The organism is Streptosporangium sp. G11 (genome assembly GCF_051192615.1).
Taxonomy (GTDB): Bacteria; Actinomycetota; Actinomycetes; order Streptosporangiales; family Streptosporangiaceae; genus Streptosporangium.
In genome coordinates, this window is sequence record NZ_JBPJUQ010000030.1 from 77,115 (window position 1) to 95,735 (window position 18,621).

General features: G+C 69.6%; 17 protein-coding genes and 1 pseudogene. 11 read left to right on the forward strand and 7 right to left on the reverse strand.

The annotated features are described in order from the left end of the window. Positions 1-14: 14 nt before the first annotated feature. The 3 genes from ACSDR0_RS25985 to ACSDR0_RS25995 form a co-directional block, all read right to left on the reverse strand. Positions 15-1,409, reverse strand: coding sequence for a ferredoxin reductase family protein (locus ACSDR0_RS25985; RefSeq protein WP_435291491.1), 1,395 nt, complete (start codon positions 1,407-1,409; stop codon positions 15-17). After that, a complete protein-coding gene (locus ACSDR0_RS25990) occupies positions 1,406-2,005 on the reverse strand; it encodes a DUF305 domain-containing protein (protein ID WP_435291492.1) in 600 nt (199 codons plus the stop codon). The genes ACSDR0_RS25985 and ACSDR0_RS25990 overlap by 4 nt, the downstream gene beginning before the upstream one ends. Positions 2,006-2,115: 110 nt before the next feature. Further along, complete coding sequence (locus ACSDR0_RS25995) at positions 2,116-3,537, reverse strand: DUF1996 domain-containing protein (protein WP_435291493.1); 1,422 nt, start codon at positions 3,535-3,537, stop codon at positions 2,116-2,118. 640 nt (positions 3,538-4,177) lie between these two features. Here ACSDR0_RS25995 and ACSDR0_RS26000 point away from each other — a divergent pair. From ACSDR0_RS26000 to ACSDR0_RS26010, 3 genes are all read left to right on the forward strand, one after another. After that, the gene (locus ACSDR0_RS26000; RefSeq protein ID WP_435291494.1) at positions 4,178-6,082 is read left to right on the forward strand and encodes a sigma-70 family RNA polymerase sigma factor; all 1,905 of its coding nucleotides are present in this window, start codon (positions 4,178-4,180) and stop codon (positions 6,080-6,082) included. Between the two features lie 43 nt (positions 6,083-6,125). Then, positions 6,126-6,755, forward strand: coding sequence for a YigZ family protein (locus ACSDR0_RS26005; protein WP_435291495.1), 630 nt, complete (start codon positions 6,126-6,128; stop codon positions 6,753-6,755). A 391-nt stretch (positions 6,756-7,146) separates the two neighbouring features. Then, entirely contained in the window at positions 7,147-7,782 is a 636-nt protein-coding gene (locus ACSDR0_RS26010; protein ID WP_435291496.1) for a DedA family protein, read from the forward strand. Positions 7,783-7,908: 126 nt separating this feature from the next. On the opposite strand, the gene ACSDR0_RS26015 is transcribed toward ACSDR0_RS26010, so the two are convergent. Next, positions 7,909-8,385, reverse strand: coding sequence for a DUF6194 family protein (locus ACSDR0_RS26015; RefSeq protein ID WP_435291497.1), 477 nt, complete (start codon positions 8,383-8,385; stop codon positions 7,909-7,911). Between the two features lie 63 nt (positions 8,386-8,448). Between ACSDR0_RS26015 and ACSDR0_RS26020 the strand changes: the two genes are divergently transcribed. From ACSDR0_RS26020 to ACSDR0_RS26045, 6 genes and pseudogenes are all read left to right on the forward strand, one after another. Continuing rightward, positions 8,449-9,165, forward strand: a complete 717-nt coding sequence (locus ACSDR0_RS26020) for a MerR family transcriptional regulator (RefSeq protein WP_435291498.1) — start codon at positions 8,449-8,451, stop codon at positions 9,163-9,165. A 101-nt stretch (positions 9,166-9,266) separates the two neighbouring features. Further along, a complete protein-coding gene (locus tag ACSDR0_RS26025; protein WP_435291499.1) occupies positions 9,267-9,392 on the forward strand; it encodes a hypothetical protein in 126 nt (41 codons plus the stop codon). Beyond that, the gene (locus ACSDR0_RS26030; RefSeq protein ID WP_435291500.1) at positions 9,376-10,479 is read left to right on the forward strand and encodes a sensor histidine kinase; all 1,104 of its coding nucleotides are present in this window, start codon (positions 9,376-9,378) and stop codon (positions 10,477-10,479) included. Before ACSDR0_RS26025 ends, ACSDR0_RS26030 begins: the two co-directional genes overlap by 17 nt. After that, complete coding sequence (locus tag ACSDR0_RS26035; protein WP_329079758.1) at positions 10,470-11,114, forward strand: response regulator transcription factor; 645 nt, start codon at positions 10,470-10,472, stop codon at positions 11,112-11,114. Before ACSDR0_RS26030 ends, ACSDR0_RS26035 begins: the two co-directional genes overlap by 10 nt. Before the next feature lie 562 nt (positions 11,115-11,676). Beyond that, positions 11,677-12,495 (forward strand): hypothetical protein, encoded by an 819-nt coding sequence (locus ACSDR0_RS26040; protein ID WP_435291501.1) that lies wholly within the window; start codon positions 11,677-11,679, stop codon positions 12,493-12,495. A 904-nt stretch (positions 12,496-13,399) separates the two neighbouring features. After that, a pseudogene (locus ACSDR0_RS26045) lies at positions 13,400-13,489 on the forward strand (DNA-binding response regulator); the annotation flags it as partial. A gap of 58 nt (positions 13,490-13,547) precedes the next feature. Here ACSDR0_RS26045 and ACSDR0_RS26050 read toward each other — a convergent pair. Continuing rightward, the gene (locus ACSDR0_RS26050) at positions 13,548-14,501 is read right to left on the reverse strand and encodes an IS256 family transposase (protein ID WP_435291502.1); all 954 of its coding nucleotides are present in this window, start codon (positions 14,499-14,501) and stop codon (positions 13,548-13,550) included. Between the two features lie 318 nt (positions 14,502-14,819). Here ACSDR0_RS26050 and ACSDR0_RS26055 point away from each other — a divergent pair, with 318 nt between their 5' ends. Together ACSDR0_RS26055 and ACSDR0_RS26060 are read left to right on the forward strand one after the other, a co-directional pair. Then, positions 14,820-15,320 (forward strand): NUDIX domain-containing protein, encoded by a 501-nt coding sequence (locus ACSDR0_RS26055; RefSeq protein WP_435291503.1) that lies wholly within the window; start codon positions 14,820-14,822, stop codon positions 15,318-15,320. Positions 15,321-15,559: 239 nt separating this feature from the next. Next, positions 15,560-16,432, forward strand: coding sequence for a hypothetical protein (locus ACSDR0_RS26060; protein WP_435291504.1), 873 nt, complete (start codon positions 15,560-15,562; stop codon positions 16,430-16,432). Between the two features lie 46 nt (positions 16,433-16,478). Here the strand turns inward: ACSDR0_RS26060 and ACSDR0_RS26065 are convergent, their stop codons facing one another. After that, positions 16,479-17,033: a GNAT family N-acetyltransferase gene (locus ACSDR0_RS26065; RefSeq protein WP_435291505.1), complete on the reverse strand. Its 555-nt coding sequence runs from the start codon at positions 17,031-17,033 to the stop codon at positions 16,479-16,481. Between the two features lie 345 nt (positions 17,034-17,378). Continuing rightward, positions 17,379-18,608: an isochorismate synthase gene (locus tag ACSDR0_RS26070; protein WP_435291506.1), complete on the reverse strand. Its 1,230-nt coding sequence runs from the start codon at positions 18,606-18,608 to the stop codon at positions 17,379-17,381. Positions 18,609-18,621: the final 13 nt, after the last annotated feature.

The following is an 18,621-nucleotide window of genomic DNA, read 5'->3' on the forward strand; positions in this document are numbered from 1 at the left end:
CGGCGGTGAACCGCTCAGAAGTCGAAGGACTCCACGTGGATGCGGCGGCCGGGGACGCCCGCGCGGCGCAGGGCGTGGCGTGCCGCGACCGTCATCCCGGTGGGACCGCACAGGTAGACGTCGTGAACGGCCAGGCCGGGGATCAGGGTCCGCAGGGCGCGCCCGGTCAGCGGCACGCTCCGCCCGCCGGACGATCCGGTCAGCTCGTCCACGGTGTAGTGGATCGTGGCGCCGCGCGCGGCGGCGATGGCGTCCAGCTCGTCGCGCAGGATCAGTTCCTCGTCGCGGCGCGCCATGTAGACGAGGGTGACCTCGCCGGGAAGCGTCTCGAAGAGCGTGCGCAGCGGGCTGATGCCCACACCGCCGCCGACCAGCAGCACCTGGGGCCTGCGGCGCCGCGCGGCGGTGAGGGCCCCGTAGGGACCCTCGGCCCACACGCGGGTACCGGGCCGCAGCCCGGCCAGCGCGCCGCTGTGGTCGCCGACGCCCTTGACGGTGATCCGCAGGAAGCGGGCGTTGGCCGGTGCCGACAGCGAGTAGGGGTTGGCCGTCCACCACATGCCGGGGGCCAGGAACCGCCACCGGAAGAACTGGCCGGGTTCCGCGCCCAGCTCGTCCAGGCGCTCGCCGGTCAGGTAGACCGACACCACGGTGGACGACTCCCGGCGGACCCCGGCGACCCGCAGCCGGTGGCGCAGGGCGCGGTGGACGGGGGTGAGGAAGCGGTACCAGACCAGCAGGGTGACGACGGACACGTACAGCGCGTACCAGAACACGCTCATGACGGCGCTGCCGGCGAAGTCCGGCCCGGTGAGCTGGTGGCCGAACCCGAGGAAGACGGCCCCGTAGGTGAGGAAATGCAGATAGTGCCAGGTCTCGTACCGCATTCTGCGGCGCACCTCGCGCACCGAGACGACCGCGACGCCGGTCAACAGCAGCAGGGCGACCGTCGCCTCCAGCATGGCCGGGCCGTCCAGGATCAGCCCCGCGGTGCCCTCCAGCACGCCCGCGCCGGACCGTGCCACGTGGGCCGCGGTGGCGAACAGCATGTGGGCCACCGACAGGACGATGGTGTAGCGGCCGCCCATCGCGTGCCAGCGGGCCAGCCGGTCGGTCCCGACCCCGCGATCCAGCGAGGGAACGCGGGCCATCAGCCCCAGCAGGACGGCGCAGGCGTAGCCCGCGAGCAGGCCGGTGAGCCTGCCCGCCCAGGCCAGTGCCCCGGTGAGCCCGGAGATCGAGGTCATGTCGGACCAGCACGTCGCGGTCGCCGCGACGGCTCCGGCGTAGACCAGGGCGAGGACCAGGGACGGCCGCGCCCGCCGTGCGACCGGGGGGGCGGGGGGCCTGCGCCGCCGCGTACGCGTGCCGGGACGCGGGCGCGTGACGGAATCGGGGACGGCGCTCACGGCTCCAGCCGGGTGAGCTGGCCGCCGTGGGTTTTCTCCAGGGCGGCGGCGAACGCCCTGGTGTCCCGGTCGGCGCCCGACTTCTGCTCGCTCTTCGCGACCAGGACGGACTGTGTGAGGTATTCGCGCGCGTCCTTGGTGAAGAGCCGGTCGAACGCGGCGCCGTCGGCCCGCTTCAGGGCCGCGAAGTCGTCGGGAATCACCATGCCCGGTATGTCATGCCCCTCGTGCTCATTGCTCTCCGGCACCCCGGATCGCCGCAGCAGGTCGCGCAGCTTCCGGAGTGTCGTACGGCGATCGGCGACGTTCTCCACGGCGAATCGCTTTATCCCTGGATTCGAGGTCTTGCCGGGTGCCAGCTCCAGCAGGCGCACGGCCTGCTCGGTCATCGGGATCATCAGTTGCAGCCACGCGATGTCGGTGCGGTTGAAGGAGCCCGACGCGCTTCCGGTCGGTGTGGGGAGCGCGGCGGGGCCGCTTCGCGACGGCGGGTGGTTCGCAGCCGAATGGGTCTGCGGCTCGGCGGCGACACATCGCGAGACCAGCAGCACGGTGAGCACGACGAGTACCGACGCACCGATCGTGGACACCTTCATGTCGCTCCTCTGTCGCGCCGTTCCCATGGTGAGGCGAGGCCCGGTATGCCGGGCCTCGCCCCGTTCAGGTCAGACGGTACGCTTCCGCCCGGAGGCGGTCACCTGCCGTCTCAGGGGGTGCCGTCGGCGCCGCACTTGACGATCGGACGGATGCAGTCGCGCACGCGGCGCTCCATCTCGGCCTCGGGCCAGGCGTTGAAGAAGTCGGCGTGCATGGTGTAGCCGGGGCCCGACGAGAGCCGGAATCTGGCCGGGTCACCGCTGACCGGGTAGCGCAGCACCTGGCGCAGCTTGGGCACGATCACCGGGTGCGAGGCCGGGCAGGCGCCGTTCACCGGGTAGGACATGTGGCTCTTGTGGTCGGGCGAGTCCAGGTCCTTGCCGTTCCAGCAGTGCGGGAAGTCCAGGTAGGACTCCAGCATCTTGCCGGCCGGGCAGTTGACGAAGTTCTTGGAGGAACCCACCTCGCCGGCGTGCAGGCACGACCAGCGCGCGTTGCTGCCGGCGTCGGGCTGGGTGGCCTTGGCGTTGCCGGCCACGATCCGCAGGCCCAGCGGCAGCGGCCGGGTCTGGGCCATCAGCTCGTCCCTGACGCCCTCGCCCAGGTAGTAGAACGTGGTGCCGGTCGGCTCGACGGGCTTGTCGTCGCTGTAGAGGGTCGGCACCCAGTACGAGGACAGGTCGGCCTTCGGGCTGCAGGTGGTGCCGCCCTTCAGCAGGCTCTTGACGTCGGAGCCGGCGTCCGTGGAGGTGTTGCCGAAGAAGCTGTGCATGTGCGACCCGCCGGGGAGGCCCGGCATCACGATCGGGTCGTCGGGCAGCCGGTGGGTGTAGGGGCACTCGGCGAGGAACTCCGCCACCCGCACCGCGCCGGGCGGGACCGGGCCCTTGGGCAGGTTACCGCCGGGAGCCGGCGTGGTCGGCGTCTCCTCGGGGGTGGGCTTGGTCGGGGTGGCGCTCGGCTTGGGGGTGGCGCTGGGCGTCGGCTCGGGGGTGGAGGTGCCCGAACCGGTGCCGTAGACCTCGAACTCCCACAGCGAGACCCCGTACCGGGAGGAGCGCTCGGTGGCGTTGAGCCGGACGTAGCGGCCGGTGGCCGAGACGTTCAGGGTCTGCACGCCGCCCTTGCCCGCGGTCGTGGTGTGGATCGTCTTCCACTGGCCGCCGCCGGCGGAGGTCTGGATCGTGAAGGCCGTGGCGTAGGCGTTCTCCCAGTTCAGCACGATCTTCTTGATCGCCTTGGACGCGCCCAGGTCGACCTGGAGCCACTGGGGATCACCGAAGGCGCTCGACCAGCGGGTGTTCTCCTTGCCGTCGATCGCCGCCGAGGCGGACAGGTCGCCCCTCTCGGATGAGGAGGCGGTGGCCTTGCCACTCTGCGACAGCGGGGCCTCGGCCGCACTGGCGGGGAGGACGCCGTTCACCACGGAGGCGCCCAGGATGGTCGCGAGGGCGCCGGCGAGTGCGAAGCGGTGCACTCGCCTGCCCGATCCGCGACCCGGGGCCGTGGTGCTCGGAACGGTCTCACTCATGTGGATGAGGTCCTTAGGGGGGTCGAGGTGCGATGGACGTGATGCTCGACGGGGTCTCGGCCGGACCGGCTCGCGGCCCGGCGCGTCAGCGGACGGCGTCCCGCGCCGGAGGCGTCGATGGCGCCGGGGGGCCGTGACCGCTCAGGCAGGGTTCGGGCGGGTGTGACCACCCCCCGGGGTGCGGGCGGGCGTGACCGCCCCCGGTCGGGGTGCGGCCGGAGGTCGCCTGCGGCGGAGGCGTGGGAGACGACGAGGCCGTGCCGCTCGGGCGGGGTGGGGGAGTGGGGGCGCGAACACCGCCGCCGTGCACAGCGGCACCGTCCTGAACAGGACATATAGTCCTGCGACAGTGCCACCGTACGCCTCCCCGATGCCATCGTCGCGAGCCTCCTTCGCCGTCACGCCCGGCGCCGGGCGTGTTCTGCTCCTGTACAGGAGACCGGCGGGAGGGAGGGCGACAACAAAAACTTAAAAAAGAGGCGGAGAAAATTTTCGTTGTCTTCCTGACCTGCTGCCGGTCTCCATGGAGGGGACTCGTCGGTCTTCCGCTATGAGGAGTTATGGAGAGAATCGTCCCTGCCCGGCGCCCGGCGTGGCGCGGGGACGGCGGACGGTGGACGACGACAGGAAGCGGAGTGCGATGCTCGGAACCGGTAGGGGCGGACCCGACACGGCGATGGTGACCGCCGCGCGCGACGGAGACCAGCAGGCGCTGGACGCCCTGGTGGCCGACTCCCTCCCGCTCGTCTACAACATCGTCGGGCGAGCGCTGAACGGCCACACCGACGTTGACGACGTGGTCCAGGAGACATTTCTCCGGGTCGTCCGCGCCCTGCCCGACCTGCGGGACCCGCAGGCGTACCGGTCCTGGCTGGTGGCCATCGCCGTCCGCCAGGTGCGCGACCACGAGCAGGACCGCAGGACCACCCAGCACCGCAGGGCGGACCTCGAGACCGCCGAGGAGATGCCCGACCCCGCCTCCGACTTCGCCGCCGTGACCATCCTGCGGCTCGGGCTCACCGACCAGCGCCGCGAGGTCGCCGAGGCCACCCGCTGGCTGGACGGCGACGACCAGGCACTTCTCGCCCTGTGGTGGCTTGAGGAGACCGGCGAGCTCGGCCGCGCCGACCTCGCCGGGGCCCTCGGCCTGTCGGGGCGCCACGCTGCCGTACGCGTCCAGCGGATGAAGGAGCAGGTCCAGACGGCGCGCACCATCGTACGGGCGCTGCGGGCCGACTCCGGATGCCCCGAGCTGCGCGCCCTCACCGCGAACTGGAACGGCATCCCCAGCCCGCTGTGGCGCAAGCGCTTCGCCCGGCACATCCGTGACTGCGCCGTCTGCCAGGGACGCACCGCGAACCTGCTGCCCATCGACCGCCTGCTCAGCGGGCTGCCGCTGCTGCCCCTGCCCGTCGGCTTCGCCCTGCACCACCTCCAGGCCGTTCCCCCCGCCGTCGAGGCGGTGGCGCACGCCACCGCCTGGGGCACGTCCCACGGCGCGCACGCCCTCGAGACGACGCGGCCGGGCCTGCTGGCCTCCCTGCCCCCCGCCCCGATCACGATCGGCGGCGCGGCGGCCGTCATCGTCACGGGTGTCCTGGTGTTCGGGCAGCTCACGGCCCCCGCCCCCGAGCCCGCCCCTCCGGTGGCCGTCCCCGCGCAGACGGCCTCGCCGTCGCCACCTCCGTCGCGGACGCCGTCGGCGCGCGCCACGCCCAAGCCCTCCCCCTCTCCCGCTCCCAGCCGCAGGAAGGCCTCCCGCACGCCCACCCCGACCCCGACCTCGCCACCCCCCGCCTCCGTCGCGACCTCCCCCAGGAAGGGCGTGGGCGTGTGGAAGATGCCCGGCCTCAGCACGGCCTTCGCCAAATCCGGCGCGAGCTGGTACTACACCTGGTCCACCCGCCGCGAGGGCGTCACCGGCCCCAGGGCGGACGGGTTCGTCCCGATGATCTGGGGATCGGGCAGCGTCACCCCGGAGAACCTCGCCCAGGCCAGGAGCGCCGGGCCCTACCTGCTCGCTTTCAACGAACCCGACCTGCCCCAGCAGGCCAACATGACCGTGGAGGAGGCGCTGTCGCTCTGGCCGAAACTCATGTCCGCGGGCCGCGTGCTCAGCAGCCCCTCCGTCGCGTTCGGCGCCGCCACGCCGGGAAGCTGGCTGGACCGCTTCATGTCCGGCGCGAAGGAGCGGGGCTACCGCGTCGACTTCATCGCGCTGCACTGGTACGGGGCCGACTTCCGCACCGAGGCGGCGGTCGGCCAGCTCAAGTCGTACGTCCAGGCCGTGTACAAGCGCTACCGCAAGCCGATCTGGCTCACCGAGTACGCCCTGATCGACTTCTCGAACGGCACCCGCTACGCCAGCGACGCCCAGCAGGCCGCGTTCGTCACCGCGTCCACCAAGATGCTGGCCTCCCTGCCGTACGTGCGGCGCTACGCCTGGTTCGGCCTGCCCTCCTCGGAGACCGAGCCCAACAGCGGGCTGTTCCGCAGCGACGGGACCGTCACCCGCGCGGGCCGTGCCTTCCAGGCGGCCCGCTGACCGCCTGGAAGGCGCGGCCCGCGCCGGTGGGTAGCCTTGCCGGGTGCCCGACCCGTACCTGACTCCGCAGGAGACCACCGAACACGAGATCGAGATCAAGCGCTCCCGGTTCCTGTGCGCGGTCGGCCCGGTCTCCTCGGAGGAGGCGGCGAAGGAGTTCGTCACCGCGCGCAGGCGGCTTCACGGTGACGCCACGCACAACTGCTCGGCGTACGTGATCGGCGGCGACCGCCGGGTGCAGCGGGCCGACGACGACGGCGAGCCCGGCGGCACCGCCGGGACCCCGATGCTGGAGACCCTGCTGCGCCGGGGCGTCGCCGACGCGGTGGCGGTGGTCACCCGGTACTTCGGCGGGGTCAAACTCGGCGCCGGGGGCCTGGTCCGCGCGTACGGCTCGTCGGTCGGCAAGACGCTGGACCTCACGCCGCTGGTCGAGATGGTGCCCGCCAGGATCATGACCGTGACCGTGGACCACGTCAGGGCCGGGCGGCTGGAGAACGACCTGCGCATCTCGCCGTACGAGGTCAGGGGGGTCGTCTACGGCGCGGACGTCGGCTTCCGCGTCGCGGTGCGCGAGCGGGACCTGCCCGCCTTCCCCGGCTGGGTCGCCACGCTGACCGCGGGACACGCCGAGATCGAGCCGGGCGCGGCGATCCACCTCAGGGGCGCCTGACCCGCGGCCCGCGCCGGGGGCGGTCGGAAGCCGCGGGGCGCGGGGCGCGGGGCTGAAAGAGGGATCTTTCCCCGCGAAGGCCTCGGGTACGCGCCGTCCCCGAGGGCGATAAATGTGGGATGGGTCACACTCGACGCGGGGCGGCGGCACCGATCGGCGGGCACGCCCGCCCGCCCCCGGGCGGCGACGAGCTCGGCGCGGGTCTCCTTCGTCCCCGTCCGGATCGATCGATGCCCCCCTGACGTGCGGAAACCTCCAAAAAACGCTTGGCGGGCACGGTCGCGCCGCGGGCGGCTGTGGTTTTCCGCAGCCGCGCTCTGCGGCGCACAGCAGGCGAGAACGGAAGCGTTCCGCATCCACACCGTACGCAGCCCTCCGTAGCCTTGTCCCTATGAGTTCACCGAATGTCGACGGGATCGCCGCATGGGCGATCAACCTTATGGAAACCCTGGGCGCGCCCGGGGCGGGGCTGGCGATCGCACTCGAGAACCTGTTCCCGCCCCTGCCCAGCGAGGTGATCCTGCCGCTGGCCGGGTTCACCGCGAGCAAGGGGAACATGGGGCTGTTCGACGCCGTGCTCTGGACGACCCTGGGATCGGTGGTCGGCGCGCTGGCGCTGTACGGGGTCGGGGCCCTGCTGGGCCGGGAGCGCGTGGTGGCCATCGCCTCCAAGCTGCCGCTGGTCAGCGTCGCCGACATCGAGAGGACCGAAGCGTGGTTCGCCAGGCACGGCAGGAAGACCGTCTTCTTCGGCCGGATGATCCCCATCTTCCGCAGCCTCATCTCGATCCCCGCGGGGGTCGAGCGCATGCCGATCATGATCTTCACGCTTCTCACCACCCTGGGCAGCCTCATCTGGAACACGGCCTTCGTGATGGCGGGGTATCTGCTCGGTGAGCAGTGGGAGCTGGTCGAGCGTTACATGGGGGTCGTGTCGAAGGCGGTGCTGGGCATCGTGATCCTCGCCGTGGTGGTCTTCATCGTGGTCAGGCTGTCCGACAAACGCAAGGGCAGGCACCACGCGTAGCGGTGAACGCGCCGGTCAGGGCCTGCCGGGAGTCGGCGGGGCTCGCGCCGGGGTCTCCTCGACCCCGGCCGCTCCCCTCCTCTCCCGGCGGGCCCTTTCCCGCTCGTGACGCGCCCGCCGGGCGGGTCAGAGCGACGCCGATCCGGCGCGCCGCCGGTGGCGCGAGCGGGCCAGGTCGTGGGCCGCGCGAAGCAGCTCCCGGATCGCCGGTTCCGTCCGCGGCCCCGGGTTCACCACGGCCAGCCAGCCCAGCGTGCCGTAGACGGGGTGCGCCATCACGGAGTCGGCCACGCTCGGATCGATCTCGCCCGTGGCCGCGTCGCGCGGCTGCCGGCCCGTCCAGCTGACGAAGGCGTCCTTCCCGGCGAAGAGGTTCAGGCGGAAGGCGCCGGGACGATCCAGCCGCGACCGCTCGTCCTCCGGGTAGTCCTTCGTCACGATCGTCGCGAAGGGCTGGACCGCCTTCGGCACCTCGCCGTCGGGGGAGTAGTAGAAGAACGCGTCGCCCCAGCTGATCTCGGGTGAACCGTCGCCGGGTGCCGGCCTGAGGGTGAGAACCCCGTCGAGGCCGGCGAGGAATTCGATGATCTCGTCGATACTCATGTGTTGTAGCGTTTCATTCATGTGCTTGTGGAGACTTCGCCCCGGACATGCCCAGGTGGACGGGTGAGAAGTCGCAAGTCGGCCATCATGCGGACGGTCGACGTCGCGCGACGTGTCGGGTGCTCCGTCCAGCAGGTGCGCAATCTCGAGCGCGACGGCGTGCTGCCTTCGGCGACGCGCACCGGCACGGGATACCGGATCTACGACGAGACGCATCTGCGTTCCGCGCTGGCCTACCGAGCTCTCGCGGACGGCGCCGGGCCGGTCGAGGCCAAGCGGATCATGCGCGCGGCGCACGCGTATCCCGCCTCGGACCTGCTCGCCCTGCTCGACGCGGCACACGCTCGACTCGATACGGAGCGGCGGGAACTCAGGCTGGCCCGGGAGGCCGCCGCGACGATCTCCGGGGAGTCGATCGGTGACGTACGCCCCTCGGACGTCATGAGCGTCTCCGAGCTCGCCGTCGCGCTCGGTGTGCGCCCCTCGGCGTTGCGGCACTGGGACGCGGAAGGCCTCGTCGTGCCCCGGCGGGCCTCCCCGGGAGGACCGCGACGATACTTCCCGGACGATGTCCGGGACGCGCGGATCGTCCATCAGCTGCGCATGGCCGGCCATCGCGTCGCCTCGCTGCGGGCCCTGATGCCGGAGCTGCGACGCACCCGTCGCTGGGACGAGGTGATGACCACGCTGGCCGCCCGGGACGCGAGCATCGACGCCCGGTCGAGAGCCCTCCTCGACGGTGCCGCCGCACTCGGCGCCTTGCTCCCGCCGGTTGGCTGAGGCCCGTACCCACGGCTTTCGACAGGGTGTGGTTTTCCGCACCCCCGAAACGGCCATGTGCCTCATTCCGGTCATGTCCTTGTCGTTTGTAACCTCTGGGCATGTCAGATGGGCTGGTTGAGACGATGGAAGGCCGCTGGGTGCCGGGTGCGGGACCGGTGTTCACGGTGGCCGTGGGCGCCGGGCCGATCGAGCGGTACGAGGGGCGGCATGCGTCCCGCCGCTGAGGGGCTGCGGCTGCTGGGCGCGGTGTTCCTCGGGACGGTCACCGCCCTGCTCGACGTCGTGTTCCTGCTGCTCACGCTGCCGTTCGCCGGTCGTCCGGCCGTGCGGGGGGCGGCCCGGCGGCTGGCCGCGCTCGAAGCCCGCCGCCTGCGTCTCGATCCCGCCGCCCTCGGGCTCGACGCGGATCACCCGGACGGGCGGGAGCCGCGCTACCTGGCGGCCAGGGTGCCGATGGGCGTGCTCGGCGGCCTGGTGCTCACCCTGCTCGTCTACGGCGCCGGGACGGCCGTCAGCCTCGCCTGGTCCTGGGGGAGGGGCCTGCCGTTCGACGGCATGACGCCGAGCGTGCCGCTGCTCGCCTACATCCTCCCGGCGGGCGTCGTCCTGCTGTTCCTGGTGCTGTCGGGCCTGGTGGGGGTGCACGCGCTGGAGCGACGGCTGGCCGCGCGCATGCTCGGTCCCGACCTCACCGAGACGCTGCAGCGCCGCATCGCCGAGCTCGCCGAGAGCCGCGCGGGCGTGCTGGCGGCCGTCGACTCCGAGCGGCGCAGGATCGAGCGGGACCTGCACGACGGGCTGCAGCAGCGGCTGGTGGCACTGTCCATGCTGGTCGGACGGGCACGCAGGGGACGGTCCGAACTGCTCGCGCAGGCGCACGAGGAGGCGCAGCAGGCACTGGCCGAGCTCCGTGAGGTGGCCTGGCGGGTCTACCCGTCGGGACTGGACTCCCTCGGGCTCGCCGACGCGCTGGCCGGGGTGGCCGAGCGCTCCGGCGTCCCGGTCAAGGTGGTCTGCGAGCTGTCCGCGCGGCCGCCGACGGCGGTGGAGACGGCGTCGTACTTCGTGGTCAGCGAGGCGGTGACCAACGCGGCCAAGCATGCCCGCGCCACCATGGTCACCGTCGAGGTCCGCGAACGCGACACAATGGTCGTCGTGCGCGTACAGGACGATGGTGTGGGCGGGGCGGACGCGGCCGGCGGGGGCCTGTCGGGGCTGGCGCGGCGGGTGGGCGCGCTGGACGGCCGTTTCACGGTGACCAGCCCGCCCGGCGGGCCCACCACGATCGTGGCGGAGCTGCCGTGCGGGTGATCCTGGCCGAGGACTCGACCCTGCTGCGCGAGGGGCTGGTCCGGCTGCTGCTGGAGGAGGGCCACGAGGTCCCGGCCGCGGTCGGCGACGGCGAGGCGCTCGTCGCCGCGGTCGCCGAGCACCGGCCCGACGTCGTGGTCGCCGACGTGCGGATGCCGCCGACCCACACCGACGAGGGACTGCGGGCGGTGCTGGAGATCCGGCGCCGCCACCCGGGGACGCGGGTGCTGGTCCTGTCGCAGTACGTCGAGAAGCGCTACGCCACCGAGCTGATGACCGGTGACGTGGACGGGGTGGGTTACCTGCTCAAGGACCGGGTGGCCCAGGTCGCCGACTTCCTCGACGCCCTCGACCGCGTCGGCGCCGGGGGAGCGGCCTTCGACCCGGAGGTGGTACGCCAGCTGCTGGCCAGGACCACCCACGCCGACCCGCTGAGCCGCCTCACCTCCCGCGAGCGCGAGGTGCTCGACCACATGGCCCAGGGCCTGACCAACGCTTCCACCGCCGAGCGGCTGCACGTCTCCCAGAGCGCCGTCGAGAAACACGTCAACGCCATTTTCGACAAGCTCGGCCTGCTCCACGTCACCGGCTACAGCCGCCGCGTCCTGGCGGTGCTGCGCTATCTCGGCTCCTGAGCCCCGGGCACGAATGTCCGGTGTGGGGTCGACGAGGTCCTCGACCGGACGATCGCCGTGTGCCCCGTCAGGCGATGGCGCGGCTCGCCGCAGCCGGTGATCATCTCCTGAGAGATCCGCTTCGGAGCCGGCTCGACCTGACGGGCTGAGCCGGTCTCCTCCCGCTCTCCATCATGGACATCCCTTCCACGGGTGTTCTTGCATGCCTGGAACGTGGCGTGGTCGCGACACCGGAGGTGACACGAAGACATTTTCGAGTTTTTCTCCCTTTTGCGGATGTCGACACTGCCGCACGTCTAACATCATCTACGGCAGTTCATTAAATGGTATAAAAATGCATGAAAGGTATTAATGGGGCATGCCAAAGGGTGGGAGTCAGCAACGACCGAAGAGAAAATCCAGGAGAGACGGGCGAGAAGCGGCTCGCACGCGGACCTCGTCCGCAGGCGGGCCGGCACGGGACGCACCACAATCCGCTTCGGCCGAGAACGGGTCGCCTGCTGTACAGGGGGAACCCGCGAGCACGGCGTCTCCCGCACCTTCCAAGAAGGACCGAACGTGGGTGCGCGACCTCGTGGTCGGTGTCGCGCTACTGCTTGTCGGGGCTCTGGTCATGCTCTTTTTTCAACCTCTGATAGAGGTGAAGTCTCAAAACGCGGTTACCCAAGACCAGAATTCGAAACTAGCCACTCAGAAGCCGCTGCGCCCACAGGTGATCTACGACTTCGATGACACCGAAAGTGCGATATACGTTTTTTCTCGGCCGCTGGATGCGAAAACCAGGAGCCTGGTGCTCCAAGCCAGATTGCCTGACGCCAGGTCCTTGCTGACCAAGTACGATCCTGTGCAGATTGCCGCACCTCCGCTGAACGTCAGAGGGCCGAAAAGCATGGGGCGATCCCGTCTGAGGATCTCGCTGGAAGGCAATCGCGTCAAGCCGGTCCTGATACAGAAGATCACAGCGAGAATTGTCAAACGGCTCCCCCCGTTGTCCGGCGGCTTGGTCGGAACCGGGCCACAGGGCGGGGATGCCGTACCCAAGGTACAGTTCAATCTCGACTCCTCGGATCTGGAGGCGAGGATAACGAAAGACGATGGGACCGCCGGTCCTCACTACATCAACGAACATTACAGTTTTCTTGAGTTCGGTGAGCCCATGGTTATGATCGTCAATGCCTACACGGCGCGATGTTACTGCGAGTGGGTAATAGACATGACCGTCCGCTCGGATGGAAAAGTGGAAAAGCAGACCATCGACGACAACGGCCGACCTTTCCGTACCAGTGCTTTTGCGCGGAAATATGAATCAGAATTCTGGTGGGCGCATATGCCGAACAAAGGATTCGAGCAAAAAGAATCCCATCCCTCCAGTCAGCGGTGAACGTCATGCGAATCATTGTCATCGCTCCCTGCGCGCTGCTGCTGGGGATGTTGCTGGGTGCGGTGGGAATAATTTTCTGGTCCTCTCCCCAGGAGGCCGGATTGCCCACGCCCACCCCTTACGAGCAGGCTGCGGCAGCCCCTACGCCGACCAAACACTGGCCATCCGCGAATTTATCTGCCGCGCTCCGCGTTCCGTACGAAAACGAGCCGTGGTTCATGGGCCTCACAAAACCCTTGTCGCAAACAGAACTCCCTCAAAGCACGGACTGCTCCAAGGCGTACAAGTGGGCCAAGCAGCAAGGGGCGGTGCCTGTGGGGGATCAGCAAATGATCCTGACATTCGACGCTGTCCGGGAGGTCGAAATTCGCCTGCTCAAAGTGTCGGCACGACATGTTCGGGGTCCAAAAAAGCTGTATATCCCGGGTATAGACATCTCGTGTGTCCCCAGGAACGTGCCACCTGACTATGACCTGCAGAGGGGGAGCGCGAGACTTAGTCTCGCAAGTGACGAGGGCGGCAGGCACGTCTGGGCCGACGACCCGAACAGCTGGGAAGCCCGTACCGTCCTAAGGCCGGGCGACACGTCCAGCTGGCAGGTGGACCTCACAATCGATCGCGCTCAAAGGTCCGCCTACTACATACTCAATCTCGACTACGAGCTGGATGGCAAACGTTATTCCGCGAGACTGGACGACCACGGAACGCCCTTCTTCATAACACAAGGGGCGGGATACATGGGGCACAGTCCTCCGTCATATGATTTCCGCGCCAAGCCGCGTCCTCATTTCACTTACCGGCCCGCCCAGTGCACCACGCCTTCCGATCCTACGGTCTACCGGCGATGTGAACGACAACCGAGCTTCGCCCCCGGCCCACCGTAAAGTCGTCACGACCGTATGCGGTGGTGGCCATCTTCGACAAGCTCGGCCTGCTCCACGTCACCGGCTACAGCCGCCGCGTCCTGGCCGTGCTGCGCTATCTCGGCTCCTGAGCTCCCGCTACGAACGCGCGAGGGTCAATCAAACGGTGTAACCGATCGTTTTTGTTGTCTACTCCTGGCCGACTGACAGACGTCCGTCGAAGGTAATCGCGAAAGCGTTCAGTGCTGCTTTCCACCGGGTGACCCAGCGTTTTCGGCCCTTGCCGGTCAGATCCAGGCTCATGATCACCATGTAGATGTACTTGAGTGCGGTCTGCTCGTTCGGGAAATGGCCGCGGGCCTTGACCGCCCGGCGGATCCGGGCGTTGACCGACTCGATCGCGTTGGTCGAGCAGATCACCCGGCGAATCTCGGCATCGAAGTTGAGGAAAGGTACGAATTCGGCCCAGACGTCGGTCCACAACTTCACGATCGCCGGACAGCGCCCGCCCCAGGCCTCGGCGAACTCATAAAACCGCTCCAAAGCGGCGGCCTCGGTCGGCGCGGTGTAGATCGGCCGCGGCGCCTTGGCAATGGCATCCCAATGCCGGCGGGCGGCGTAGCGGAAGAAAGCACGCAGCAGGTGCATCACGGCCTGCGGCCAGACCTGCTCGATCGCCTGCGGCAGCCCCTTCAGTCCGTCACAGACCACCATCAGCGCATCACCGACGCGCCGGTTCTTGATCTCTATGAGCACGTGCAGCCAGAACGTGGCCCCCTCGCCGCCGTCGCCGGCCCACAGACCGAGAATGTCGCGCTCGCCGTCGACGGTGACCGCTAACGCCACGTAGATGGGTCGGTCGGCGACCTGACCGTCGCGAACCTTCACGTGAATCGCATCAATGAAGATCACCGGATAGACGGCATCGAGTGGCCGGTTCTGCCATTCGGCCATACCCTCCAGCACCAGTTCGGTCAGCCGGCCCAGCAGACCGTTCTCACCGACCAGTTCCAGGCCTTCGGCCCGCGCCTGGCCGACCAGCCTGGCTACCGGCTCCTGATCCGACGCTTCACGATCGTCCCGCCGCGCCACCGCGGTCTCCTCCAGGTCCATGTCTGCGGATGCCTGGATCACAGTACTCATCAGGTGTGTCCCCCTTGATCGGGAGTTACACGTTTTTCGGCTCTGTCGCAGATTCGGTGGTGACCGAGTGTGGTCACAGGTGATGAGGAGGCGCTGGAGACGAATCTGCAGGCCGGAAGGGTGTCGTGGCGCGGTCCGGCGAGCAGGGGCACGGGCGACCGCGCGGTCCCACAGGCGTCTGGTGAGCGCAGATTCCGGTTGGCCCGGTTCTGGTGGTCCAAGTCTTCACCCAAGACGCTAAGGTCGCCTTTCACTTGTCCGTTATGACGGCTAAACGCTGTTGTTCCGGATTTCGGGATCGGCGGTTAGAGTCGGGACATGGCTGGTCGGCAATGGGTTCCTCCTGAGACTTGGTATGCCTCGTTGTCGACGGCGTATGCCGCGACGGGAGGATGGATCACCAACGCGTCGGATCAGATTCTTCTTGTCAAACCCAATTACCGGCCGTTCTGGCTCTTTCCCGGGGGAGCACTCGACGCCGACGAGTTTCCCCATGAAGGGTGCGCCCGCGAGATCCGCGAAGAGCTGGGGGTCGACCTCAGGGTGGGCCCTTTGCTGGTCGTCGACTGGGTTCCGGCACGAGACGATCGGCCCCGTCCGCTCATGTACTTCATGTTCGACTGCGGAGTCCTGAGCGAGGATCGAATCAGGCTGCAGCATGACGAGCTCGACGAGTACAGGTTCGTCTCGATCGAGGACGGCCTCACGATGGTGGACCATGCCGCCGCACCTCGGCTCACAGCCGCATTTCGGGCGCGCCGGACCGGACACGCCGAATATCTGCCCGCACCGGTCCCGGATGACGGTGCGCTGTCATGAAGTGTCCTTCTTCTGGACGAACAATCACCTGTCGCCATCATTGGTACCGACCGAACGCGCCCGCTTGCCGCGGGACTGAGCACGTGGCCCTGGAACGCCGGATAGTTCCGCGGGAAATGAAAAGAATTTCCGGCGGCGCCGGACATTCGCGCCGTCATGCCGTCTTTGCTCTTGATCATCGGTTCGTTGATTCGCCGATGAAGACATCGCCGCAGGCTTAACGTCAGAGGATACGGACAATGAGCTGGTTTGTTGTCGAGCGCTCGTTCACGCCCAAAGGTAGTGGGCTGGGGGAGGATCGGTTCGCGGTCGTCGAAGACGAGCTGGGCGTCAGCGCGATCGTTGTGGCGGACGGGGTGACGGACAAGTCCGGGCGGGTGTACGGGGAGCGCACGGGCGGGGCTCTGGCCGCCGAATGCGCGATCGCGGTGGTGCGGCGGCTCGGCGAGGACGCGGTCCCTGACCGCGCGGTCACGGCGATCACCGCTGAGCTGGCAGCGCTCCGTCGCACCTGGGGCCTGGATGACGGCGACCCGGTGGCTCCGGCGGCGGTCGTCGCGGTCGTGTTACCCCGCCGGCGCATCGTGTGGCGGGTCGGCGACGTTCACCTGGCCATCCGGGACGGCCATGGCCACTGGCGCCATCACCGCGGTGATCCGCCGCTGGACCGGGTCGTGGCGGGGGTACGGGCCGCATATCTCCAGTGCCTGCTGGCCGAAGGTCACCCGCCCGATGAGCTGGCCCGCGATGATCCCGGACGGCGCCTGGTACTGCCCCTGCTGGAAAAACAGGCCCGCCTGGCGAACGACGAGAAAGCAGGCCCATTCGGGTACGGCGTCTTCGACGGCCGCCCGGTGCCGGCACGCTTCGTCGAGGTCTTCTCCCTCGATGGCGCCGAGGAGGTCGTGGTGGCCTCTGACGGATACCTCTCGGCCGCCGAAACCCTCGCCGCGGCGGAGGAACGGCTCGCGCGCTCCCTGGCCGCCGACCCGTTACGGATCGGCGATCACCCGGCGACCAAAGCGGTGGCGCCGGGCGCGGCCGGTTTCGACGACCGCACCTATCTCCGGGTGAAGAAGCTCGTCCGACAGGCCGGAGAGGGGGACGGGTGAAGCCGGCGCGTCGTCGTGTACGGAAACAGCACGTCGGCCGGAGCCCTCAAGGGCGGAGTGGGTCCTCGTCGGCGGGGGAGAGGTCGCTCGGCCAGAGCCGATAGACGTTGAGGCGCGTCTCGTAGTACTTGTCCGTCTCCCCGACCCACTGCATGCCGATGCGCTTGGCCGTTCCCGCGCCGCGGTCGTTGTTCACCCGGACGACCGCGACGAGTTCGTGGGCGCCGATGGAGAACGCCCACGCGGCCAGGGCGCGGCCGGCCTCGGTGGCGTAGCCCTTCCCCCAGGCGTCGGGGGAGAGCTGCCAGCCGATCTCGATGTCCTCCTCGTCGGGCGGCAGGTATCTCAGGGAGAGGCCGCCGACGACCCGCTGGTCGGAGTTGCGGACGATCGCCCATCGGCCCAGCGGGGGCGTCAGGGTGCTGCGGCTGTGGGCCCACGACTCCAGCGTGGCCCGCATCGCCTGCTCGCCTTCGAGTTGTGTCATCGTCGGAGACAGCCACCGGGTGACCTCCGGGGCGCCGTAGATGCTGAGGGCCTCCCTGGCGTCGTCGGGACTCCAGTCACGTACCGTGAGGCGGGCGGTGGTCAGTAGCGCCATGTTTTCCTCTCCCTGACGAATTGGCCGGCCGTGCGGCGACGAGAGGGCGCCGAGCTGGAGAAAATATCGTTTTCTTGCCGGAAATGTCCGATGTATTGCCCTTGTGAGGGTACGCCCCTTCGCTGGGTGACGGCCAGGCCGGGTGGGAATCACCCGGCCACGGCGCCCCGGCGGTCACCCACTGTGACCGTCCGACCGCGCCTGGAGGCGGGTCGGCGTTCTCCCCTCGGGCGCCCGCCCCGAGGCGGAGACGACCGGGAGGCCGCCTCCTCCGGTGGCCGGGGAAGAGTGATCGAGCCCCCCAGAGCGTGAGATCGCCTCAGCCTTCCAGGGCGTGAGGTCGCCTCAGCCCTCCAGGGCGTACTGCATCACGCGGAGCTTGGCCTCGGCCTCGGCGAGTTCGGAGGCGGGGTCGGAGTCGCCCATGATGCCGCAGCCCGCGAACAGCCGGGCCGTGGAACCCTCGATCTGGGCGCAGCGCAGCGCGATGCCCCACTCGCCGTCGCCCCGCGCGTCGATCCAGCCGACCGGCCCGGCGTACCCGGCGCGGTCCATGCCCTCCAGCTCGCGGATGACGCCGAGCGCCGCCCCGGTCGGGGTGCCGCCGACGGCGGCGGTCGGGTGCATGGCCGCCACCACGTCCAGGACCGAGGCCCCGTCCGACAGCCGCCCGCTCACCGGGCTGGCCAGGTGCTGGACGTTGGAGAGCACCAGGAGCTCGGGCTCCTCGGGGATCTTCAGCTCGGCGCAGAGCGGGTCGAGCGCCTCGCGCACCGACGCGACCGCGCAGGCGTGCTCGTGGCGGTTCTTCTCCGAGGTGAACAGGGCCGTGCCGCGTGCCACGTCGTCGGCCTGGTCGGCGCCTCGCGGGATCGTGCCGGCCAGCACCAGGGACTCGATGGTCTCCCCGGTACGCCGGACCAGCAGCTCGGGCGTGGCGCCGACCAGCCCCGCGCAGGAGAAGGTGTAGCACTCCGGATAGCGGCCGGCCAGGCGGGCCAGCAGCAGCCGGACGTCGATCGGCCGCTCCGCGACGGCGGCCAGGTCGCGGGCCAGCACGGTCTTCTCCAGGTGGCCCGACCTGATCCGCCGGACGGCCCTGGCCACGGCGTGCTCCCACTCGGGCGCGGTCAGGCTGCCGTCGCCGTACCGGATCCTGCCCGGGGTGCGGAGCGGGGTGACCGCGTCGAGCCGCCGTTCGCCGACGGTGGTCAGCCAGGCGCGGCCGTCGCGGCGGGCGAGGATGGTCTGGGGGACGACGAGGACCGAGCCGTGCGCCTCCGGATCGAAGGTGAACGAGCCGAAGGCCACGGGGCCCGAGCCGGGGGCCGTCACGTCGTCGTCGACGTGCGCCTCGCCGAAGAGGTCCGACAGCCGGTCGCGGGCCCAGTCGAAACGCCGGGGGCCGGGCGGCACGGCCAGGCGGATGGCCTCGCCCCAGGCGACGAGGCCCTCCCCGTGCCTGACCCAGGCGTAGGGAGCGGTCTCCGGCAGTCGTGCGAACAGGTCGCCGGGGTCGTCGACAGGGGTGGTTGTCACCACGAGAGGACGGGTTGATCCGAGCGCTACACTCACCCCCGCCACTCTA

Coding starts and splice junctions, on each gene's coding strand:
- ACSDR0_RS26010 (WP_435291496.1), top strand. CDS start 7,147: ATGAGTTCACCGAATGTCGACGGGATCGCCGCATGGGCGATCAACCTT.
- ACSDR0_RS25990 (WP_435291492.1), bottom strand. CDS start 2,005: ATGAAGGTGTCCACGATCGGTGCGTCGGTACTCGTCGTGCTCACCGTG.
- ACSDR0_RS26025 (WP_435291499.1), top strand. CDS start 9,267: ATGTCAGATGGGCTGGTTGAGACGATGGAAGGCCGCTGGGTGCCGGGT.
- ACSDR0_RS26050 (WP_435291502.1), bottom strand. CDS start 14,501: ATGAGTACTGTGATCCAGGCATCCGCAGACATGGACCTGGAGGAGACC.
- ACSDR0_RS26065 (WP_435291505.1), bottom strand. CDS start 17,033: ATGGCGCTACTGACCACCGCCCGCCTCACGGTACGTGACTGGAGTCCC.
- ACSDR0_RS26000 (WP_435291494.1), top strand. CDS start 4,178: ATGCTCGGAACCGGTAGGGGCGGACCCGACACGGCGATGGTGACCGCC.
- ACSDR0_RS26055 (WP_435291503.1), top strand. CDS start 14,820: ATGGCTGGTCGGCAATGGGTTCCTCCTGAGACTTGGTATGCCTCGTTG.
- ACSDR0_RS25995 (WP_435291493.1), bottom strand. CDS start 3,537: ATGAGTGAGACCGTTCCGAGCACCACGGCCCCGGGTCGCGGATCGGGC.
- ACSDR0_RS26015 (WP_435291497.1), bottom strand. CDS start 8,385: ATGAGTATCGACGAGATCATCGAATTCCTCGCCGGCCTCGACGGGGTT.
- ACSDR0_RS26030 (WP_435291500.1), top strand. CDS start 9,376: ATGCGTCCCGCCGCTGAGGGGCTGCGGCTGCTGGGCGCGGTGTTCCTC.
- ACSDR0_RS26060 (WP_435291504.1), top strand. CDS start 15,560: ATGAGCTGGTTTGTTGTCGAGCGCTCGTTCACGCCCAAAGGTAGTGGG.